Raw genomic sequence first — 17739 nt, forward strand, 5'->3', positions numbered from 1 at the left:
ATGCGCACCAGAAGGCTGTACCTCGCGGCACTCGCCGCGGCCGCCCTCTTCCTCGTCCCCACCACCTCCGCGTCCGCCGCACCCGCCGGCGAGGACGCGGCCGCCGTGCTCGGCTCCAAGCGGCTGAACATCACCATGCAGGCCCAGCAGAAGACCAACTGGTGCTGGGCCGCCGGCGGCAACACGATCGCCACCTGGTTCGGCCGGAACTACAGCCAGAACCAGTTCTGCAACGCCGCCTTCAACCGGCAGCAGGGCTACGAGTGCCCCAACGACCAGGCCACCCTCGGCAACGTCCAGACGGGGCTGAGCTGGGCGGGCGTCAACCCGGGCTCGTACGTGAACGGCTGGCTGCGGTACGCGACGCTGCAGACCGAGATCAACGCCGACCGGCCCGTCGAGACCCGCATCCAGTGGGCCGGTGGCGGCGGCCACATGCATGTGATCTACGGCTACGACGACGCGAACAGCTGGGTCTACTGGGGCGACCCCTGGCCCTCCAGCAACCGCTACAACTGGGCCTCGCACGCCTGGTACGTCAACAACAACACCTTCTCCTGGACCCACTCGCTCTACCGGATCGGGGCGTGACGGCCATGAACGCACGTGCCATGGGAGCCGGGCTCCTCGCCACCGCCGCGCTCGTCCTCCTCGGGGCGCTGCCCGCCGACGCGGCCGGGGCGCCGCCGTCGGCGCCCACCCCGGAGCAGGCCGCCGCCGCGCCGGGGACCCTGGACACCCTGTCCCGGTTCTTCGCCCGTGACGGGGCCGTCGCCCGCTCGGCGGCGGCGCCGCGCGTCGAGGGCGCTTCGGTGCCGGTGCGGATCCTCTCCCCGGACTTCGTCGCAGGGAAGGCGGGGGCGCCGGTCGCCCGCGTCGAGTTCCGGGCCAGCCGGGCGGTGTCCTCGGACGGCCAGAAGGCCTCGCTGTGGACGGTGGAGCAGCCGGGCGGCGGCTGGCAGGTGGTGAACATCGCCACCGGCGACGACGAGGTCCGCTACGCGGAGCTGGGCGGTGGCGGGCTCGTGTTCCGCGAGCCGCAGATCGACGCGTGGTACGTCCAGAAGGGGGCGAAGGTGCTGCCGCTGGACGAGGACGCGGTGCGGGCGGTCGGTCGGAACGGGACGAGCCTCGCCGCGTACCGGGACCGGGTGTCCCGCGCGTACGGAGACAAGCTCCCGGGCTCGGCCTACGCGAGGAAGGGAGCGGCGGGAGGGTACGCGCCGGGGGAGACGGACGCGGCGGCTCGGCCGGACGTGGTGACGGCGGGCGGTGAGCGGCCGACCGGCACGAACACGGCGACGGTGGCCGGGGCCGGGGCGGTCCTGGTACTGGCTCTCGGTGCGACGACGGCGATACGGAGACGCCGGGTGAACTGAACCGGCCGCCTCGGAGGTCCGCCCGCCCCTGATGGGGGCACGACGGACGGGCCCGGGCCCCGCGCCCGAACCCGCGCCACCGATGCACCGCACCGGTGGCGCGGGCCACAGTGACAAGGGGCCGAGCGGGCCGTCCCGCGTGCCCGCCCCCACCCGATGCGCCATGCCCCGCCAACGAGCGCGCGAGGCCGGAGTGTCGGTGCCCGCCAGTAGGGTGGGGAGCATGGCAGACCCCTCCAGCTACCGCCCCAAGCCGGGGCAGATCCCCGACTCCCCGGGGGTCTACAAGTTCCGCGACGAGCACCGCCGGGTGATCTACGTGGGGAAGGCGAAGTCCCTGCGCCAGCGGCTGGCGAACTACTTCCAGCCGCTCACGAGCCTGCACCCGCGCACGGCCACCATGGTGACCACCGCCGCCTCGGTGGAGTGGACCGTCGTGTCGACCGAGGTCGAGGCGCTCCAGCTGGAGTACTCCTGGATCAAGGAGTACGACCCCCGGTTCAACGTCAAGTACCGCGACGACAAGAGCTACCCGTACCTCGCGGTGACCATGAACGAGGAGTTCCCCCGCGTCCAGGTCATGCGCGGCCACAAGAAGAAGGGCGTGCGCTACTTCGGGCCGTACGCGCACGCGTGGGCGATCCGCGAGACCGTCGACCTGATGCTGCGGGTCTTCCCGGTGCGGACCTGCTCCGCGGGCGTGTTCAGGAACGCCGCGTCGGCCGGCCGCCCCTGCCTCCTCGGCTACATCGGCAAGTGCTCGGCGCCCTGCGTCGGCCGGGTCACCCCGGAGGAGCACCGCGAACTGGCCGAGGAGTTCAGCGACTTCATGGCCGGCCGTACCGGCACGTACATCCGCCGGCTGGAGAAGCAGATGATGCTCGCCGCCGAGGACATGGAGTACGAGAAGGCGGCCCGGCTCCGCGACGACATAGAGGCCCTGCGCCGCGCGATGGAGAAGAACGCGGTCGTGCTGGCCGACGCCACCGACGCCGACCTGATCGCCCTCGCCGAGGACGAGCTGGAGGCCGCCGTGCAGATCTTCCACGTGCGCGGCGGGCGCGTCCGCGGCCAGCGCGGCTGGGTCACCGACAAGGTCGAGGCCGTCGACACCGCCGGGCTCGTCGAGCACGCGCTCCAGCAGCTGTACGGCGAGGAGACCGGCGACACGGTCCCCAAGGAGGTCCTGGTCCCGGCGCTGCCGGAGGACGCCGAGGCGGTGAGCGCCTGGCTGGCCGGCCGACGCGGGTCCCAGGTCTCGCTGCGGATCCCGCAGCGCGGCGACAAGAAGGACCTGATGGAGACCGTCGCGCGCAACGCCCAGCAGGCGCTCGTCCTGCACAAGACGAAGCGCGCCAGCGACCTCACCACCCGCTCCCGGGCCCTGGAGGAGATCGCCGATGCCCTGGACCTGGACTCGGCGCCGCTGCGGATCGAGTGCTTCGACATCTCGCACCTCCAGGGCGAGGACGTGGTGGCCTCGATGGTGGTCTTCGAGGACGGGCTGCCCCGCAAGAGCGAGTACCGCCGCTTCCAGATCAAGGGCAGGGTCGGGGACACCCAGGTCTGGCACGGCGAGGGCCAGGACGACGTCCGGTCCATGCACGAGGTGATCAGCCGCCGCTTCCGGCGCTACCTCATGGAGAAGGAGAAGACCGGGGAGTGGGACCCCGAGGGCGTCGTCGAGGACCCGGACGAGGCCGGGCGGCCGAAGCGGTTCGCCTACCCGCCGCAGCTCGTCGTGGTCGACGGCGGGCAGCCGCAGGTCGCGGCGGCCCGCCGCGCGCTCGACGAGCTGGGGATCGACGACATCGCGGTCTGCGGGCTCGCCAAGCGCCTGGAGGAGGTGTGGCTGCCCGGCGAGGACGATCCGGTGGTGCTGCCCCGCTCCAGCGAGGGCCTGTACCTCCTTCAGCGGGTACGTGACACGGCTCACGACTTCGCCATCCGCTACCAGCGGTCCAAGCGGACGAAACGTATCCGGACCAGCCCTCTCGACGCCGTCCCCGGCCTCGGCGAGACCCGGAAACAGTCGTTGATCAAGCATTTCGGCTCGGTGAAGCGGCTCCGGCAGGCGACAATCGAGCAGATCTGCGAGGTCCCCGGCATGGGCCGGAAGACCGCGGAGGCGGTCGTCGTGGCCCTCGCCCAGACGGCCCCGGCGGCACCCGCCGTGAACACGGCGACAGGAGAGATCATGGAAGACGACGGGGGCGGCACGGCATGACCGCGCACGAACAGCAGGACCCGCACCACCCGCAGGACGAGCACCACCCGCAAGGCGAGCACCACGAGCACGACCGAGAAGACGGAGCAGGACACGTGAGTACGGGCACGAAGGAGACCCCCGGCGACAACGGCGCCGAGGCGGCCATTCCCGAGCTGGTGATCATCTCCGGCATGTCCGGAGCGGGCCGGTCCACCGCGGCGAAGTGCCTGGAGGACCTCGGCTGGTTCGTCGTCGACAACCTGCCGCCCGCGCTGATCCCCACCATGGTGGAGCTCGGCGCCCGCTCCCAGGGCAATGTCGCCCGGATCGCGGTCGTCGTCGACGTCCGCGGCCGGCAGTTCTTCGACAACCTCCGCGAGTCCCTCGCCGACCTGGACGCCAAGCAGGTCACCCGCCGGATCGTCTTCCTGGAGTCCTCCGACGACGCCCTCGTCCGGCGCTTCGAGTCGGTCCGCAGGCCGCACCCGCTCCAGGGCGACGGCCGGATCACCGACGGCATCGCGGCCGAGCGCGACCTGCTGCGCGAGCTGCGCGGCGACGCCGACCTGGTCATCGACACCTCCAGCCTCAACGTCCACGAGCTGCGCGCCAAGATGGACGCCCAGTTCGCCGGCGACGAGGAGCCCGAGCTGCGGGCCACCGTCATGTCCTTCGGCTTCAAGTACGGCCTGCCGGTCGACGCCGACCTCGTCGTCGACATGCGCTTCCTGCCCAACCCGCACTGGGTCCCCGAACTGCGCCCCTTCACCGGCCTCAACGAGGAGGTGTCGAACTACGTCTACAACCAGCCCGGCGCCAAGGAGTTCCTCGACCGCTACACCGAGCTGCTCCAGCTGATCGCCGCGGGCTACCGCCGCGAGGGCAAGCGGTACGTGACCATCGCGGTGGGCTGCACCGGCGGCAAGCACCGCTCCGTGGCCACCGCCGAGCGGCTCGCCGCCCGCATCGCCGCCGAAGGGGTCGAGACCGTCGTCGTGCACCGGGACATGGGGCGCGAATGAAGCCGACCCGTCGGCGTGGCTCCACCCTCACGGTGCGGCGTGCGCTCCGCAGACGCGGCGCCCAGCCCAAGGTGGTCGCACTGGGCGGCGGCATGGGCCTGTCGGCCTCCCTCGCCGCCCTCCGCCGGATCACCGGCGACCTCACGGCCGTCGTCACCGTCGCCGACGACGGGGGCTCCAGCGGCCGGCTCCGGGAGGAGCTGGGCGTCCTGCCCCCCGGTGACCTGCGCAAGGCGCTCGCCGCGCTCTGCGGGGACGACGACTGGGGTCAGACCTGGGCCCGGGTCATCCAGCACCGCTTCCAGTCCAAGGGCGAGATCAACGGCCACGCCGTCGGCAACCTGCTGATCGTCGCCCTCTGGGAACAGCTCGGCGACCCCGTGCAGGCCCTGGACCTGGTCGGCCGGCTGCTCGGCGCCCAGGGCCGGGTGCTGCCCATGTCCGCCGTACCCCTGGAGCTCCAGGCCCTGGTCAAGGGCCACGACCCGGAGCGCCCGGACGACGTGGACACCGTGTGCGGTCAGGCGACCGTGGCCCTCACCCCCGGTGAGGTGCAGTCCGTGCACCTCGTGCCGCACGACCCGCCGGCCGTGCCCGAGGCGGTCGAGGCGGTCCTCGACGCGGACTGGGTGGTCCTCGGTCCCGGCTCCTGGTTCTCCTCGGTGATCCCGCACCTGCTCGTCCCCGAACTGCTGGACGCCCTGGCCGAGACGAAGGCCCGGAAGGTGCTCTCGCTGAACCTCGCGCCGCAGCCCGGAGAAACCGAGGGCTTCTCCCCGCAGCGTCATTTGGAGGTTTTGGGACGACACGCCCCTAAACTCGCCCTGGACGTGGTGCTGGCCGACGAGGCCGCCGTGCCCGACCGCGAGTCCCTCGCCGATGCCGCCAAGCGGCTCGGCGCCGCGGTCGAGCTGGCGCCGGTGGCCGGGCCCGACGGCTCCGCGAAGCATGACCCGGAGCTGTTGGCCGCCGCGTACGACCGTATTTTTCGGATGCATGGAAGGATCGGCCCATGGCGATGACGGCAGCGGTGAAGGACGAGATCTCCCGGCTTCCCGTCACCCGGACCTGCTGCAGGAAGGCAGAGGTCTCGTCGATCCTGCGGTTCGCGGGCGGTCTGCACCTGGTGAGCGGCCGCATCGTGATCGAGGCGGAACTCGACACCGCGATGGCGGCCCGCCGCCTCAAGCGGGACATCCTGGAGATCTTCGGGCACAGCTCGGAGCTGATCGTGATGGCCCCCGGCGGTCTGCGGCGCGGCTCGCGCTTCGTGGTGCGGGTGGTGGCCGGGGGAGACCAGCTCGCCCGGCAGACGGGACTGGTCGACGGACGGGGGCGCCCCATCCGGGGTCTCCCCCCGCAGGTGGTCTCCGGGGCCACCTGTGACGCGGAGGCGGCCTGGCGGGGCGCGTTCCTCGCACACGGCTCGCTGACCGAGCCGGGCCGCTCCTCCTCCCTGGAGGTGACCTGCCCCGGCCCGGAGGCCGCGCTCGCCCTGGTCGGCGCGGCGCGCCGGCTCTCCATCGCGGCGAAGGCCCGCGAGGTCCGGGGGGTGGACCGGGTCGTCGTCCGCGACGGCGACGCGATCGGCGCCCTCCTCACCCGGCTCGGCGCGCACGAGTCGGTGCTCGCCTGGGAGGAGCGGCGGATGCGGCGCGAGGTCCGCGCCACCGCCAACCGCCTGGCCAACTTCGACGACGCCAACCTGCGCCGCTCGGCCCGCGCCGCGGTGGCCGCCGGGGCCCGGGTGCAGCGCGCGCTGGAGATCCTCGGCGAGGAGGTGCCCGAGCACCTCGCCGCGGCCGGCCGGCTCCGCATGGAGCACAAGCAGGCCTCCCTGGAGGAGCTGGGCGCGCTCGCCGACCCGCCGCTGACGAAGGACGCGGTGGCCGGGCGGATCCGCCGGCTGCTCGCGATGGCCGACAAGCGGGCGCAGGACCTGGGCATTCCCGGGACCGAGTCCAACCTGACCGAGGAGCTCGACGACAGCCTCGTCGGCTGATCCGCTTCCCTGGTCAACTCCGAACCGCCGGTGCCTTTCTGAGGTACCGGCAGTTCCGTTTTCCGGCCTCCGCGACGCGCCGACAGGCACCCTTGACAGTGCCCTGGGCGCCCATGAGCCTGGCGTCTGTTCACCTTCGTGGCAGACAACAGCAAGGGGGGCTCATGAGACGCAGAGCGAGATCGATCCTCGCCGCGGCTTCACTGCTGATCGCTGGAGTGGCGGCGGCACCCGTGGCCGGAGCGCAGCCGAACGACCGGGACGGCGGTGACGCCCTCTCCGTATGGCGTGCCGAGGTCACGGCGGAGCAGGTACCGCTGCTCCTCGAAGCCGGGGCCGACGCCCATGAGCTGACCGAGCAGGTGCCCGCGAAGGGCTCCGCGACGGTCGAGCTCTTCCTCACCGGCCGGCAGGCCGGGCAGCTGCGCGGCAAGGGTGTCGAACTCGCCGAGCACAGCCTGTCCGCCCAGGCCGAGAAGCGGGTCGCTGCCGCGGGGGACGGTGTCTTCCGCCCGTACGGAGGCCCGAACGGCCTCAAGCAGGAGATCCTGGACACCGCGCGGGCCAACCCCGGCATCACCAAGGTCGTCTCCATCGGCAAGACCCTCAAGGGTCAGGACATCCTCGCCCTCAAGGTGAGCAAGGGCGCCCAGCGCGCCAAGGACGGCTCGAAGCCGGCCACGCTCTACATGTCCAACCAGCACGCGCGCGAGTGGATCACCCCCGAGATGACCCGGCGGCTGCTCCACCACTACCTCGACGGATACGGCAAGGACGAGCGGATCACCCGGATCGTCGACTCCACCGAGCTGTGGTTCGTGCTCTCCGCCAACCCGGACGGCTACGACTACACGCACGCCGACCCCGACAACCGGCAGTGGCGCAAGAACCTCCACGACAACGACGGCGACGGACGCCTCACGGCCGCCGACGGCGTCGACCTCAACCGCAACTTCGCCTACAAGTGGGGTTACGACAACGAGGGTTCGTCCCCCGACCCGACCGACGAGACCTTCCGCGGCACGGGCCCCATGTCGGAGCCCGAGACCAAGGCCCTCGACGCCTTCCAGAAGCGCATCGGCTTCGCGTACGGCATCAACTACCACTCGGCCGCCCAGCTCCTGCTGTACGGCGTGGGCTGGCAGATCGCCACCGACACCCCCGACGACGTGGCCCTCAAGGCCCTCGCCGGCACCCCGCAGAACTCGGCCGTCCCCGGCTACCGGCCGCAGGTCTCCTCCGAGCTGTACATCACCAACGGCGAGGCGGACGGACACGCCGCCAACGTCAACGGGATGCAGATGTTCACCCCGGAGATGTCGACCTGCGCCACCGCGTCCCGGATCGACCCGAACGACGCCTGGAACCCGGCCGACTGCGCCTCCGTCTTCACCTTCCCGGACGACGAGAAGCTGATCCAGGCCGAGTTCGCCAAGAACATCCCCTTCGCGCTCGCCGTCGCCGAGACCGCCGCCCACCCGGACCGGCCCGTCTCCCCGGTCGGCATCGACGCCCCCGATCTCACCCCGAAGTCCTTCACCGCCTCCTACGCCCGCGGTGAGGACCAGGAGGTCGCCGTCACCGCGCGCAAGTCGCTGCGCGGCAAGACCCTGAAGTACCGGATCAACGGCGGCCGCACCCACAGCGAGCAGCTCGACGCCTGGAAGGGCGGCGAGACCTACGGCGGCGAGGACAACCTCTACTTCGACGAGTACCGCGGCGAGGTCGAGGGCGCCGAGCCCGGCGACTCCGTGGAGGTCTGGTTCACCGCCCGCACCCGCGAGGGCCGGGCCACCGCCTCCGCCCCCTTCACCTACAAGGTCGCCGAGCGCCCCCGCGGCGACGTCCTCGTCCTCGCCGACGAGGGCGGCACCACAGCCGCGAAGCACACCGCGGAGTACGTGAAGGCGCTCGCCGACAACGGCCGCAGGGCCGCCGTCTGGGACGTCGCCACCCAGGGCACCCCGGACGCCCTCGGCGTCCTCTCCCACTTCCGCACCGTCGTCTGGTACACCGGCGCCGAGCGGCCCTCCGGGGCCGCCCAGCTCGCCGTCCGCGCCTACCTCAACGAGGGCGGGAAGCTGATCAACGCCGGCGAGAAGTCCGGCGGACTCACCCGGATCGGCCTCGCCGAGTCCAACGACTTCGCCCAGTACTACCTCGGCGCCTACCACCGCGCCGGCCTCAAGAACCCGCCCGCCTTCGCCGGCGGCGGCGCCTTCGCGGGCGTCGGAGCCGCCCTCGGTTCCGCGGCCGACAACCCGCTGGACAACGCGGGCGCGTACACCGTCACCTCGGACACCCTGAAGCCGAAGGACTTCCCGCAGTTCGCGAGCAGCGCGTCCGCCGGTGACTACCCGGGCATCCGCACCCCCTTCGAGCCCGCCGAGGGCAAGAGCTTCATGGCCGTCAAGCACGCCGACGACACCTGGGCCCGGCTCAGCAGGACCGTCGACCTCACCGGCGTCCCCGCGGCGGCCGGACCCCGGCTGGACTTCCAGGTCAGCTACGACACCGAGCCCGGCTACGACAACCTCGTCGTCGAGGCCCACACCGTCGGCCAGGACGACTGGACGACGCTGCCCGACACCAACGGCGGCACCTCCGCCGAGCCGCCCGCCGACTGCGGCGAGGGCTACTACGTCCAGGGCCACCCCTTCCTCGCCCACTACCTCACCGTCGGCGAGGACGGCTGCGCCGCCACCGGCACCACCGGCTCCTGGAACGCCTTCACCGGCCCCTCCAACGGCTGGCGGCAGGCCTCCGTCGACCTGAGCGCCTGGGCCGGCAAGCAGGTCGAGCTCTCGATCTCCTACGTCTCCGACCCCGGCACGGGCGAGATGGGCGCCTTCGTCGACGACACCCGCCTCGTCACCGCGAGCAGCACCGAGGCGGAGGGCTTCGAGACCGCCCTCGGCGCCTGGACCGTCCCCGGCGCGCCCGCCGGCAGCCCCGGCAACGGCTCCGACTGGACGCGCTCCGCCGCGCTCTTCCACTCGCAGGCCGCGGTCACCACCCGGGACACCGTCCTCCTCGGCTACGGCCTGGAGCACGTGCCCGGCGCGACCGACCGCGCACGGCTCGTCGGACGCGCCCTCGGGGCGCTCCGGCGCTGACGGAGAGTAGTGGGGACAAAGGTCCCATGACGGCCCGTACCCGTTGGTAGGTACGGGCCGTCGGCCGTTTTCCCTCACTTTCCGGGCTCGTACGGATGCGCTGGATGTCACTCCCGCACGCCCGGGGGGGTAGGGTCGTAAGCGGTCGGGGACATCCCAAAAAACAAGAATCTCGCCGGCGTCGAGCACACCGGCGTACCTAACGAGGAGATCGGTTCGTGACGATCCGCGTAGGCATCAACGGCTTTGGCCGCATCGGCCGGAACTACTTCCGCGCGCTGCTTGAGCAGGGTGCGGACATCGAGATCGTGGCTGTCAACGACCTGGGCGACACCGCGACCACGGCCCACCTTCTGAAGTACGACACCATCCTCGGCCGCCTCAAGGCAGAGGTCACCCACACCGCCGACACCATCACCGTCGACGGTCACACCATCAAGGTGCTCTCCGAGCGTGACCCCGCCGACATCCGCTGGGGCGAGCTGGGCGTCGACATCGTCATCGAGTCGACCGGCATCTTCACCAAGAAGGCCGACGCCGCGAAGCACCTCGCCGGCGGTGCGAAGAAGGTCCTCATCTCGGCTCCGGCCACCGACGAGGACATCACCATCGTCATGGGCGTCAACCAGGACAAGTACGACCCGGCGCAGCACGACATCATCTCGAACGCGTCGTGCACCACCAACTGTGTCGCGCCGATGGCCAAGGTTCTCGACGAGAACTTCGGCATCGTCAAGGGCCTGATGACCACGGTCCACGCGTACACCAACGACCAGCGCATCCTGGACTTCCCGCACAAGGACCTGCGCCGCGCCCGCGCCGCCGCGGAGAACATCATCCCGACCACGACCGGTGCCGCGAAGGCCACCGCCCTGGTCCTCCCGCAGCTCAAGGGCAAGCTCGACGGCATCGCCATGCGCGTCCCGGTCCCGACCGGCTCCGCCACGGACCTGGTCGTGACCCTCGACCGCGAGGTCACCAAGGACGAGGTCAACGCCGCGTTCAAGAAGGCCGCCGACGACGGCGACCTCAAGGGCTTCCTGTTCTACACCGAGGACCCGATCGTGTCCTCGGACATCGTCGGCGACCCGGCCTCCTGCACCTTCGACGCCTCCCTGACCATGGTCCAGGACGGCAAGACGGTGAAGATCCTCGGCTGGTACGACAACGAGTGGGGCTACTCCAACCGACTCGTCGACCTCACCGTCTTCGTCGGCGGCCAGCTCTAAGCCCTAGGGTTCAGGGCAGGCTTTCGATGTGAGCAGGGCTCGGGCAGCGCAACGCCGCGCTGTGCGAGCCCTGTTTGTGTGCTCCACCGCGTACCAAGGAGTCTGTTAACAGATGAAGACGATCGACGAGCTTCTCCACGAGGGCGTCGAAGGAAAGCGTGTGTTCGTCCGCGCCGACCTCAACGTGCCGCTCGACGGCACCACCATCACCGACGACGGCCGCATCCGCGCCGTCGTCCCCACGGTCAGGGCGCTCGCCGACGCGGGTGCCCGCGTCGTGGTCGCCTCGCACCTGGGCCGCCCCAAGGGCGCCCCGGACCCGGCGTTCTCGCTCGCCCCGGCCGCCGCGCGCCTCGGCGAACTGCTCGGCGCCGAGGTGGCCTTCGCGACCGACACGGTCGGCGAGTCCGCCACCGCCACGGTCGCCGGGCTCGGCGACGGCCAGGTGGCCGTCATCGAGAACCTCCGCTTCAACGCCGGCGAGACCTCGAAGGACGACGCCGAGCGCGGCGCCTTCGCCGATCAGCTCGCGGCCCTCGCCGACCTGTACGTCGGCGACGGCTTCGGCGCCGTGCACCGCAAGCACGCCTCGGTCTTCGACCTGCCGGCGCGCCTCCCGCACGCCGCCGGCTACCTCATCGCCACCGAGGTCGGCGTCCTGAAGAAGCTCACGGAGGACGTCCAGCGGCCGTACGCGGTCGTGCTCGGCGGCTCCAAGGTCTCCGACAAGCTCGGCGTGATCGACCACCTCCTGGAGAAGGCCGACCGCATCCTCGTCGGCGGCGGCATGGTCTTCACCTTCCTCAAGGCCCTGGGCCACGAGGTCGGCACCTCGCTGCTCCAGGAGGACCAGATCCCCGTCGTCCAGGAGTACCTGGCGCGTGCGAAGGAGCGCGGCGTGGAGTTCGTGCTCCCCGTCGACGTGCTGGTCTCGTCCGAGTTCCCGGACATGAAGACCAAGGCCCCGGCCCACCCGGAGACCGTCGCCTGGGACGCCATGCCGGCCGGCCAGATGGGTCTGGACATCGGTCCGGAGACCCGTAAGCTCTACGCCTCGAAGCTCGCCGACGCGGCCACCGTCTTCTGGAACGGTCCGATGGGCGTCTTCGAGCACCCCGACTACGCCGAGGGCACCAGGGCCGTCGCCCAGGCGCTCGTCGACTCCCCGGCCTTCACGGTGGTCGGTGGTGGCGACTCCGCCGCGGCCGTCCGCATCCTGGGCTTCGACGAGAACACATTCGGCCACATTTCGACCGGCGGCGGCGCCTCCCTCGAGTACCTCGAGGGCAAGACGCTTCCCGGCCTCGCCGCACTGGAGGGCTAAGCACCTTATGACTGCATCTGTTTCTTCTGGCCGCACCCCGCTGATGGCGGGCAACTGGAAGATGAACCTCAACCACCTCGAGGCCATCGCCCACGTCCAGAAGCTCGCCTTCGCCCTGACCGACAAGGACTACGACGCCTGTGAGGTCGCGGTCCTGGTCCCCTTCACCGACCTGCGGTCCGTCCAGACCCTGATCGACGGCGACAAGCTCAAGATCAAGTACGGCGCCCAGGACATCTCGGCGCACGACTCCGGTGCCTACACCGGCGAGATCTCGGGCCTGATGCTGTCCAAGCTGAAGTGCGCCTACGTGGCCGTCGGCCACTCCGAGCGCCGGCAGTACCACGCCGAGAACGACGAGGTCTGCAACGCCAAGGTGAAGGCCGCCTTCAAGCACGGCGTGACCCCGATCCTCTGCGTCGGCGAGGGCCTCGACATCCGCAAGGCCGGCCGGCAGGTCGAGTACACCCTCGCCCAGCTCGACGGCGGCCTGAAGGACGTCCCGGCCGAGCAGGCCGAGTCGATCGTGATCGCCTACGAGCCGGTGTGGGCCATCGGCACCGGCGAGGTCGCCACCCCGGAGGACGCGCAGGAGGTCTGCGGAGCGATCCGCGGCCGTCTCGCGGAGCTGTACTCGCAGGAGCTGGCCGACAAGGTCCGCATCCAGTACGGCGGCTCGGTCAAGTCCGGGAACGTCGCCGCGATCATGGCGCAGCCGGACGTCGACGGCGCCCTGGTGGGCGGCGCGGCACTGGACGCCGACGAGTTCGTCAAGATCGCCCGCTTCCGCGACCAGTGAGTATGCGGTAGCGGAGTTACGTCGTACCCTTGCGGGGGTCGGGCAGGTGCCCGGCCCCCGTCCGTATAAGTCCGAGGAAGTTGGTCCAGCCGTGGTTATGGGGTTCTCGATCGCCCTGATCGTCTTCAGCGCGCTGCTGATGCTGCTCGTGCTGATGCACAAGGGGAAGGGTGGCGGCCTCTCCGACATGTTCGGTGGCGGCATGCAGTCCTCCGTGGGTGGCTCCTCGGTCGCCGAGCGCAACCTGGACCGGATCACCGTTGTGATCGGTCTGCTCTGGTTCGCCTGCATTGTGGTACTTGGTCTGCTGATGAAGTTGGACGGGTAACTCCGAACACTGGACGCGCGTTGGGCCTTACGTAGACTGGGGCATCTTCGAGCACCATCACGCAGGGAGTTACGACCGTGGCAAGTGGCAACGCGATCCGGGGAAGCCGGGTCGGAGCGGGGCCGATGGGCGAGGCCGAGCGGGGCGAATCGGCGCCGCGCGCCCGCATCTCCTTCTGGTGCTCGAACGGGCACGAGACGCAGCCGAGCTTCGCCAGCGAGGCGGCGGTCCCGGAGACCTGGGACTGCCCGCGCTGCGGCTTCCCGGCAGGTCAGGACCGGGACAACCCGCCGGACCCGCCGCGCACGGAGCCGTACAAGACCCACCTCGCCTATGTGCGTGAGCGACGCAGCGACGCGGACGGCGAGGCGATCCTCGCCGAGGCGCTCGCCAAGCTGCGCGGCGAGATCTGAAGCATGGTGTGACGGTGTGACGAACGGGCCCCGCCCGCGAACTCGGTTCGCGGGCGGGGCCCGTTCGCCGTTCACGCCCGCCTTCGCGTCGCCCGCCCCTCTGATCAATTAGGTTTGGGGGTGCAGCGGGGCAGACAAGCAGGACGAGAAGAAGTGGGCGATGTCCGAGATGAACAACGAAGGCCGCACCAGGCTGAACCGGCTGCCCGAGTGGGCGGCCCTCGGCAAGCACCGTGAGCAGCTGGGCGGGACCCGGCTGCGCGAACTGTTCGCCGCCGACCCGGAGCGGGGCACCGCGTACGCCCTGCGCGTCGGTGACCTCTACCTGGACTACTCCAAGCAGCTCGTCACGGACGAGACGCTGACCCTGCTGCGCGAACTGGCCGCCGTCACCGGCGTCGCCGAGCTGCGCGACGCGATGTTCCGCGGCGAGAAGATCAACACCACCGAGGACCGCGCGGTCCTCCACACCGCGCTGCGCGCCCCCCGGGACGCCGTGATCGAGGTCGACGGGGAGAACGTCGTCCCCGGCGTCCACGCCGTCCTCGACAGGATGGGCGCGTTCTCCGACAGGGTCCGCGCCGGCGAGTGGACCGGCCACACCGGCAAGCCGGTCAAGAACATCGTCAACATCGGCATCGGCGGCTCCGACCTCGGCCCCGCCATGGCCTACGAGGTCCTGCGCTCCTTCACCCAGCGGGACCTGACGTTCCGTTTCGTCTCCAACGTCGACGGCGCCGACCTCCACGAGGCCGTCCGCGACCTCGACCCCGCCGAGACGCTGTTCGTCGTCGCCTCGAAGACCTTCACCACCATCGAGACGATCACCAACGCCACCTCCGCGCGCAACTGGCTCCTCACCGGCCTCCGGGCCGACCAGGACGCCGTGGCCAAGCACTTCGTCGCCCTCTCGACCAACGCCGAGAAGGTCGAGGAGTTCGGCATCGACACGGCGAACATGTTCGAGTTCTGGGACTGGGTCGGCGGCCGCTACTCGTACGACTCCGCCATCGGCCTCTCCCTGATGATCGCCATCGGACCGGACCGCTTCCGCGAGATGCTCGACGGCTTCCACCTCGTCGACGAGCACTTCCGCACCGCCCCGCCCGAGGAGAACGCGCCGCTGCTGCTCGGCCTCCTCGGCGTCTGGTACGGCGCCTTCTTCGACGCCCAGTCGCACGCGGTGCTGCCGTACTCCCACTACCTGTCCAAGTTCACCGCCTACCTCCAGCAGCTGGACATGGAGTCCAACGGCAAGTCGGTGGACCGCCAGGGCAACCCGGTCGACTGGCAGACCGGCCCCGTCGTCTGGGGCACCCCGGGCACCAACGGGCAGCACGCGTACTACCAGTTGATCCACCAGGGCACCAAGGTCATCCCGGCCGACTTCATCGGCTTCGCCCGGCCCGTCGACGACCTGCCGCCCGGCCTGGTCGGCCAGCACGACCTGCTCATGGCCAACTTCTTCGCCCAGACCCAGGCGTTGGCCTTCGGCAAGACCGCGGAGGAGGTACGGGCCGAGGGCGTCCCCGAGGAACTGGTCCCGCACAAGACCTTCCAGGGCAACCACCCGACGACCACGATCCTCGCCGACGCGCTCACCCCGTCCGTCCTCGGCCAGCTGATCGCCCTCTACGAGCACAAGGTCTTCGTCCAGGGCGCGATCTGGAACATCGACTCCTTCGACCAGTGGGGCGTCGAACTCGGCAAGGTCCTCGCCAAGCGGATCGAGCCGGTACTGACCGGGGGAGAGGGCGGCGAGCGGCTCGACAGCTCCACCGCCGGACTGGTCACCGCCTACCGCTCGCTGCGCGGACGGTAGACACATGACGGGGGAGGACGCGGTGCGGCTGCGACCGCCCAGGAACGCCGTGGACGAGCGGGCCGTCACCTGGTGGCGCAGCCGGCTCCTGGCGACCACCGCCGTACCGGTGCTGGTCCTCGCCGTCCTCGGCACCCTGATCGGGCCCGCCCGGTCCTGGCTGCTGCTGTCGGCGGGAGTCCTCGCGGCCCTGGGCCTCGGCTGCACCGCGTTCCTCCCCGCCTGGTGGTTCCGCGTGCACCGCTGGGAGGTCACCGAGGACGCCGTCTACGTCCGCACGGGGGCCTTCTGGCAGGAGTGGCGGATCGCGCCGATGTCGCGGATCCAGACCGTCGACACCTCACGGGGCCCGCTGGAACAGCTGTTCCGGCTGGCCACCGTGACGGTGACCACGGCCTCCTCCAAGGGCGCCCTCCGGATCGAGGGCCTCGACCACGAGCTGGCCGCCGGCCTCGCCGAGCGGCTGACCGTGATCACCCAGGCCACCCCCGGGGACGCCACATGAGCGAGGGGACGGGCGGGGCCGCGGCCGGCCAGGACTGGCTGCGCCTCGACCCCCGCACCGTCCTCGTCCGCGTCGCCCTCTTCGCCGGGGTCCTCGGCGGCGCCGCCCTGCCCGTCGCGTTCGGCCTGGCCGGGACGCGTCCCCTGTGGCAGGCCTTCGCCTGGGTCGCCACGGGCTTCGCGCTCGTCCTCGGCGCCACCGCCGTCGCCGAGACGGTCCGCTTCCGCCGCACCCGCTACCGGGTCGGGCCCGAGCGGGTCGAACTCCACACCGGCCTCCTGGTCGTCCAGCGCCGCTCCCTCGCCCGCGAGCGGGTCCGCAGCGCCGACCTCAGCGCCAACCCCCTCCAGCGCGTCTTCGGCCTCGTCAAGGTCCGGGTCGGCACCGGCGAGCACACCGGCGGCGAGTCCACCCTCGAACTCGACCTGGTCACCCGGGCCGAGGGCGAGCGGCTCCGGCGCGAACTGCTCGCCCGCACCGCCGTCGCACCCGCCGGGGAACCGGAGCACGACGACGCCCTCGCCGTCCTCGACCCGCGCTGGATCCGCTTCGCCCCCGTCTCCTTCCTCGCCCCCGCCCTCGGCGGCGCGGCCGTCGGAGCCGTCCTCCAGGTCAGCGAGTGGTTCGGCGCCCAGGGGAAGGTCATCGACTGGATAGGGGACCGCTTCGAGGACGTCTCCCTCGCCTGGACGATCGTCGACCTGATCCTCGTCGCCACCCTCGTCGGCGCGGTCGGCGCCCTCGGGCTCTGGGTCGAGATGTGGTGGAACTACCGCCTGGAGCGGGAGCCCGGCGGCACCCTCCGGGTCTCGCGCGGCCTCTTCACCGCCCGCTCGGTCTCCCTGGAGGAACGCCGGCTGCGCGGGATCGAACTGGTCCAGCCGCTCGGCGTCCGGCTGTGCGGGGCGGCCCGCGTCGACGCCGTCGCCACCGGCCTCGCCCAGGACGACGGCGACAAGCACGCCGACCTCAAGAACCTGCTGCCGCCCGTGGAGCGGGACCTCGCCGACCGGATCGCCGCCCAGGTGCTGCGCGAGCCGGAGCCGCCCACCGGGGCGCCCCTCGCCGCCCACCCCCGGGCGGCCCGCACCCGCAGGGTGCGCTGGGCGCTCTGGACCGTCCTCGTGCCCGTCGCGGTCCTCGTCCTCCTCGGACTGCTCCTCACCCCGGTCCTGCTGTACGTGGCGGCCGGCTGCGCCGTCGTCGGCACCCCGGTCGCCGTGCTGTTCGCCCTGGACGCCTACCGCGGCCTCGGGCACGGCGTCAGCGGCGGCTATCTGGTGACCCGTTCGGGTACGGTCCGGCGCGCCACGGTCGCCCTCCAGCGCTCCGGGGTCATCGGCTGGACGGTCAAGCAGTCGTACTTCCAGCGGCGCGCCGGCCTCCTGACGCTCACCGCCACCACGGCGGCCGGGGCGGGGGCGTACGACATCCTCGACGCGGGCCGGAGCCAGGGCCTGGCCTTCGCCGCCGAGGCCGTACCGGACCTGCTCGCGCCCTTCCTGGAACCCGTACCCGAGCTCGCGCCCGAGCCCGTGCACACGCCGGAGGCCCGGTCCGCCGAGGGGTGAACCGGGCCTCAGGGGCGTGG

15 protein-coding genes are annotated in these 17739 nt (G+C 71.4%); all 15 read left to right on the forward strand.

The features are described from left to right. The 15 genes from ASD33_RS18070 (at nt 1) to ASD33_RS18140 (ending at nt 17719) form a co-directional block, all read left to right on the forward strand. Nucleotides 1-591, forward strand: coding sequence for a papain-like cysteine protease family protein (locus ASD33_RS18070; protein WP_056560999.1), 591 nt, complete (start codon nt 1-3; stop codon nt 589-591). Beyond that, nucleotides 588-1379, forward strand: coding sequence for a hypothetical protein (locus ASD33_RS18075; RefSeq protein ID WP_199863535.1), 792 nt, complete (start codon nt 588-590; stop codon nt 1377-1379). The genes ASD33_RS18070 and ASD33_RS18075 overlap by 4 nt, the downstream gene beginning before the upstream one ends. Before the next feature lie 223 nt (nt 1380-1602). Continuing rightward, complete coding sequence (gene uvrC / locus ASD33_RS18080; RefSeq protein WP_056561003.1) at nt 1603-3606, forward strand: excinuclease ABC subunit UvrC; 2004 nt, start codon at nt 1603-1605, stop codon at nt 3604-3606. Beyond that, nucleotides 3603-4610: an RNase adapter RapZ gene (gene rapZ / locus ASD33_RS18085; RefSeq protein WP_079044831.1), complete on the forward strand. Its 1008-nt coding sequence runs from the start codon at nt 3603-3605 to the stop codon at nt 4608-4610. Before uvrC ends, rapZ begins: the two co-directional genes overlap by 4 nt. Beyond that, nucleotides 4607-5632 carry a uridine diphosphate-N-acetylglucosamine-binding protein YvcK gene (gene yvcK / locus ASD33_RS18090; RefSeq protein ID WP_056561006.1) on the forward strand — a complete coding sequence of 342 codons (1026 nt, stop codon included), beginning with the start codon at nt 4607-4609 and terminating at the stop codon, nt 5630-5632. Before rapZ ends, yvcK begins: the two co-directional genes overlap by 4 nt. After that, entirely contained in the window at nt 5623-6612 is a 990-nt protein-coding gene (whiA, locus tag ASD33_RS18095) for a DNA-binding protein WhiA (RefSeq protein WP_030205188.1), read from the forward strand. Before yvcK ends, whiA begins: the two co-directional genes overlap by 10 nt. A gap of 164 nt (nt 6613-6776) precedes the next feature. Continuing rightward, the gene (locus ASD33_RS18100) at nt 6777-9728 is read left to right on the forward strand and encodes a M14 family metallopeptidase (RefSeq protein ID WP_056561009.1); all 2952 of its coding nucleotides are present in this window, start codon (nt 6777-6779) and stop codon (nt 9726-9728) included. A gap of 218 nt (nt 9729-9946) precedes the next feature. Continuing rightward, nucleotides 9947-10957 carry a type I glyceraldehyde-3-phosphate dehydrogenase gene (gene gap / locus ASD33_RS18105; RefSeq protein ID WP_056561012.1) on the forward strand — a complete coding sequence of 337 codons (1011 nt, stop codon included), beginning with the start codon at nt 9947-9949 and terminating at the stop codon, nt 10955-10957. 112 nt (nt 10958-11069) lie between these two features. Next, nucleotides 11070-12281: a phosphoglycerate kinase gene (locus ASD33_RS18110; protein WP_056561015.1), complete on the forward strand. Its 1212-nt coding sequence runs from the start codon at nt 11070-11072 to the stop codon at nt 12279-12281. A gap of 7 nt (nt 12282-12288) precedes the next feature. After that, nucleotides 12289-13080, forward strand: a complete 792-nt coding sequence (gene tpiA / locus ASD33_RS18115) for a triose-phosphate isomerase (protein WP_056561018.1) — start codon at nt 12289-12291, stop codon at nt 13078-13080. 97 nt (nt 13081-13177) lie between these two features. Beyond that, nucleotides 13178-13408, forward strand: coding sequence for a preprotein translocase subunit SecG (secG, locus tag ASD33_RS18120; protein WP_056561581.1), 231 nt, complete (start codon nt 13178-13180; stop codon nt 13406-13408). Nucleotides 13409-13485: 77 nt separating this feature from the next. Beyond that, nucleotides 13486-13821 (forward strand): RNA polymerase-binding protein RbpA, encoded by a 336-nt coding sequence (locus ASD33_RS18125; RefSeq protein ID WP_079044832.1) that lies wholly within the window; start codon nt 13486-13488, stop codon nt 13819-13821. Nucleotides 13822-13990: 169 nt separating this feature from the next. Beyond that, nucleotides 13991-15643: a glucose-6-phosphate isomerase gene (gene pgi / locus ASD33_RS18130; protein ID WP_056561583.1), complete on the forward strand. Its 1653-nt coding sequence runs from the start codon at nt 13991-13993 to the stop codon at nt 15641-15643. Nucleotides 15644-15647: 4 nt separating this feature from the next. After that, a complete protein-coding gene (locus ASD33_RS18135; RefSeq protein WP_056561026.1) occupies nt 15648-16148 on the forward strand; it encodes a PH domain-containing protein in 501 nt (166 codons plus the stop codon). Beyond that, on the forward strand, nt 16145-17719 hold the full coding sequence (locus tag ASD33_RS18140) for a PH domain-containing protein (RefSeq protein ID WP_056561029.1): 1575 nt from the start codon (nt 16145-16147) through the stop codon (nt 17717-17719). Before ASD33_RS18135 ends, ASD33_RS18140 begins: the two co-directional genes overlap by 4 nt. Nucleotides 17720-17739: the final 20 nt, after the last annotated feature.

Source organism: Streptomyces sp. Root1304 (genome assembly GCF_001426405.1).
Taxonomy (GTDB): domain Bacteria; phylum Actinomycetota; class Actinomycetes; order Streptomycetales; family Streptomycetaceae; genus Streptomyces.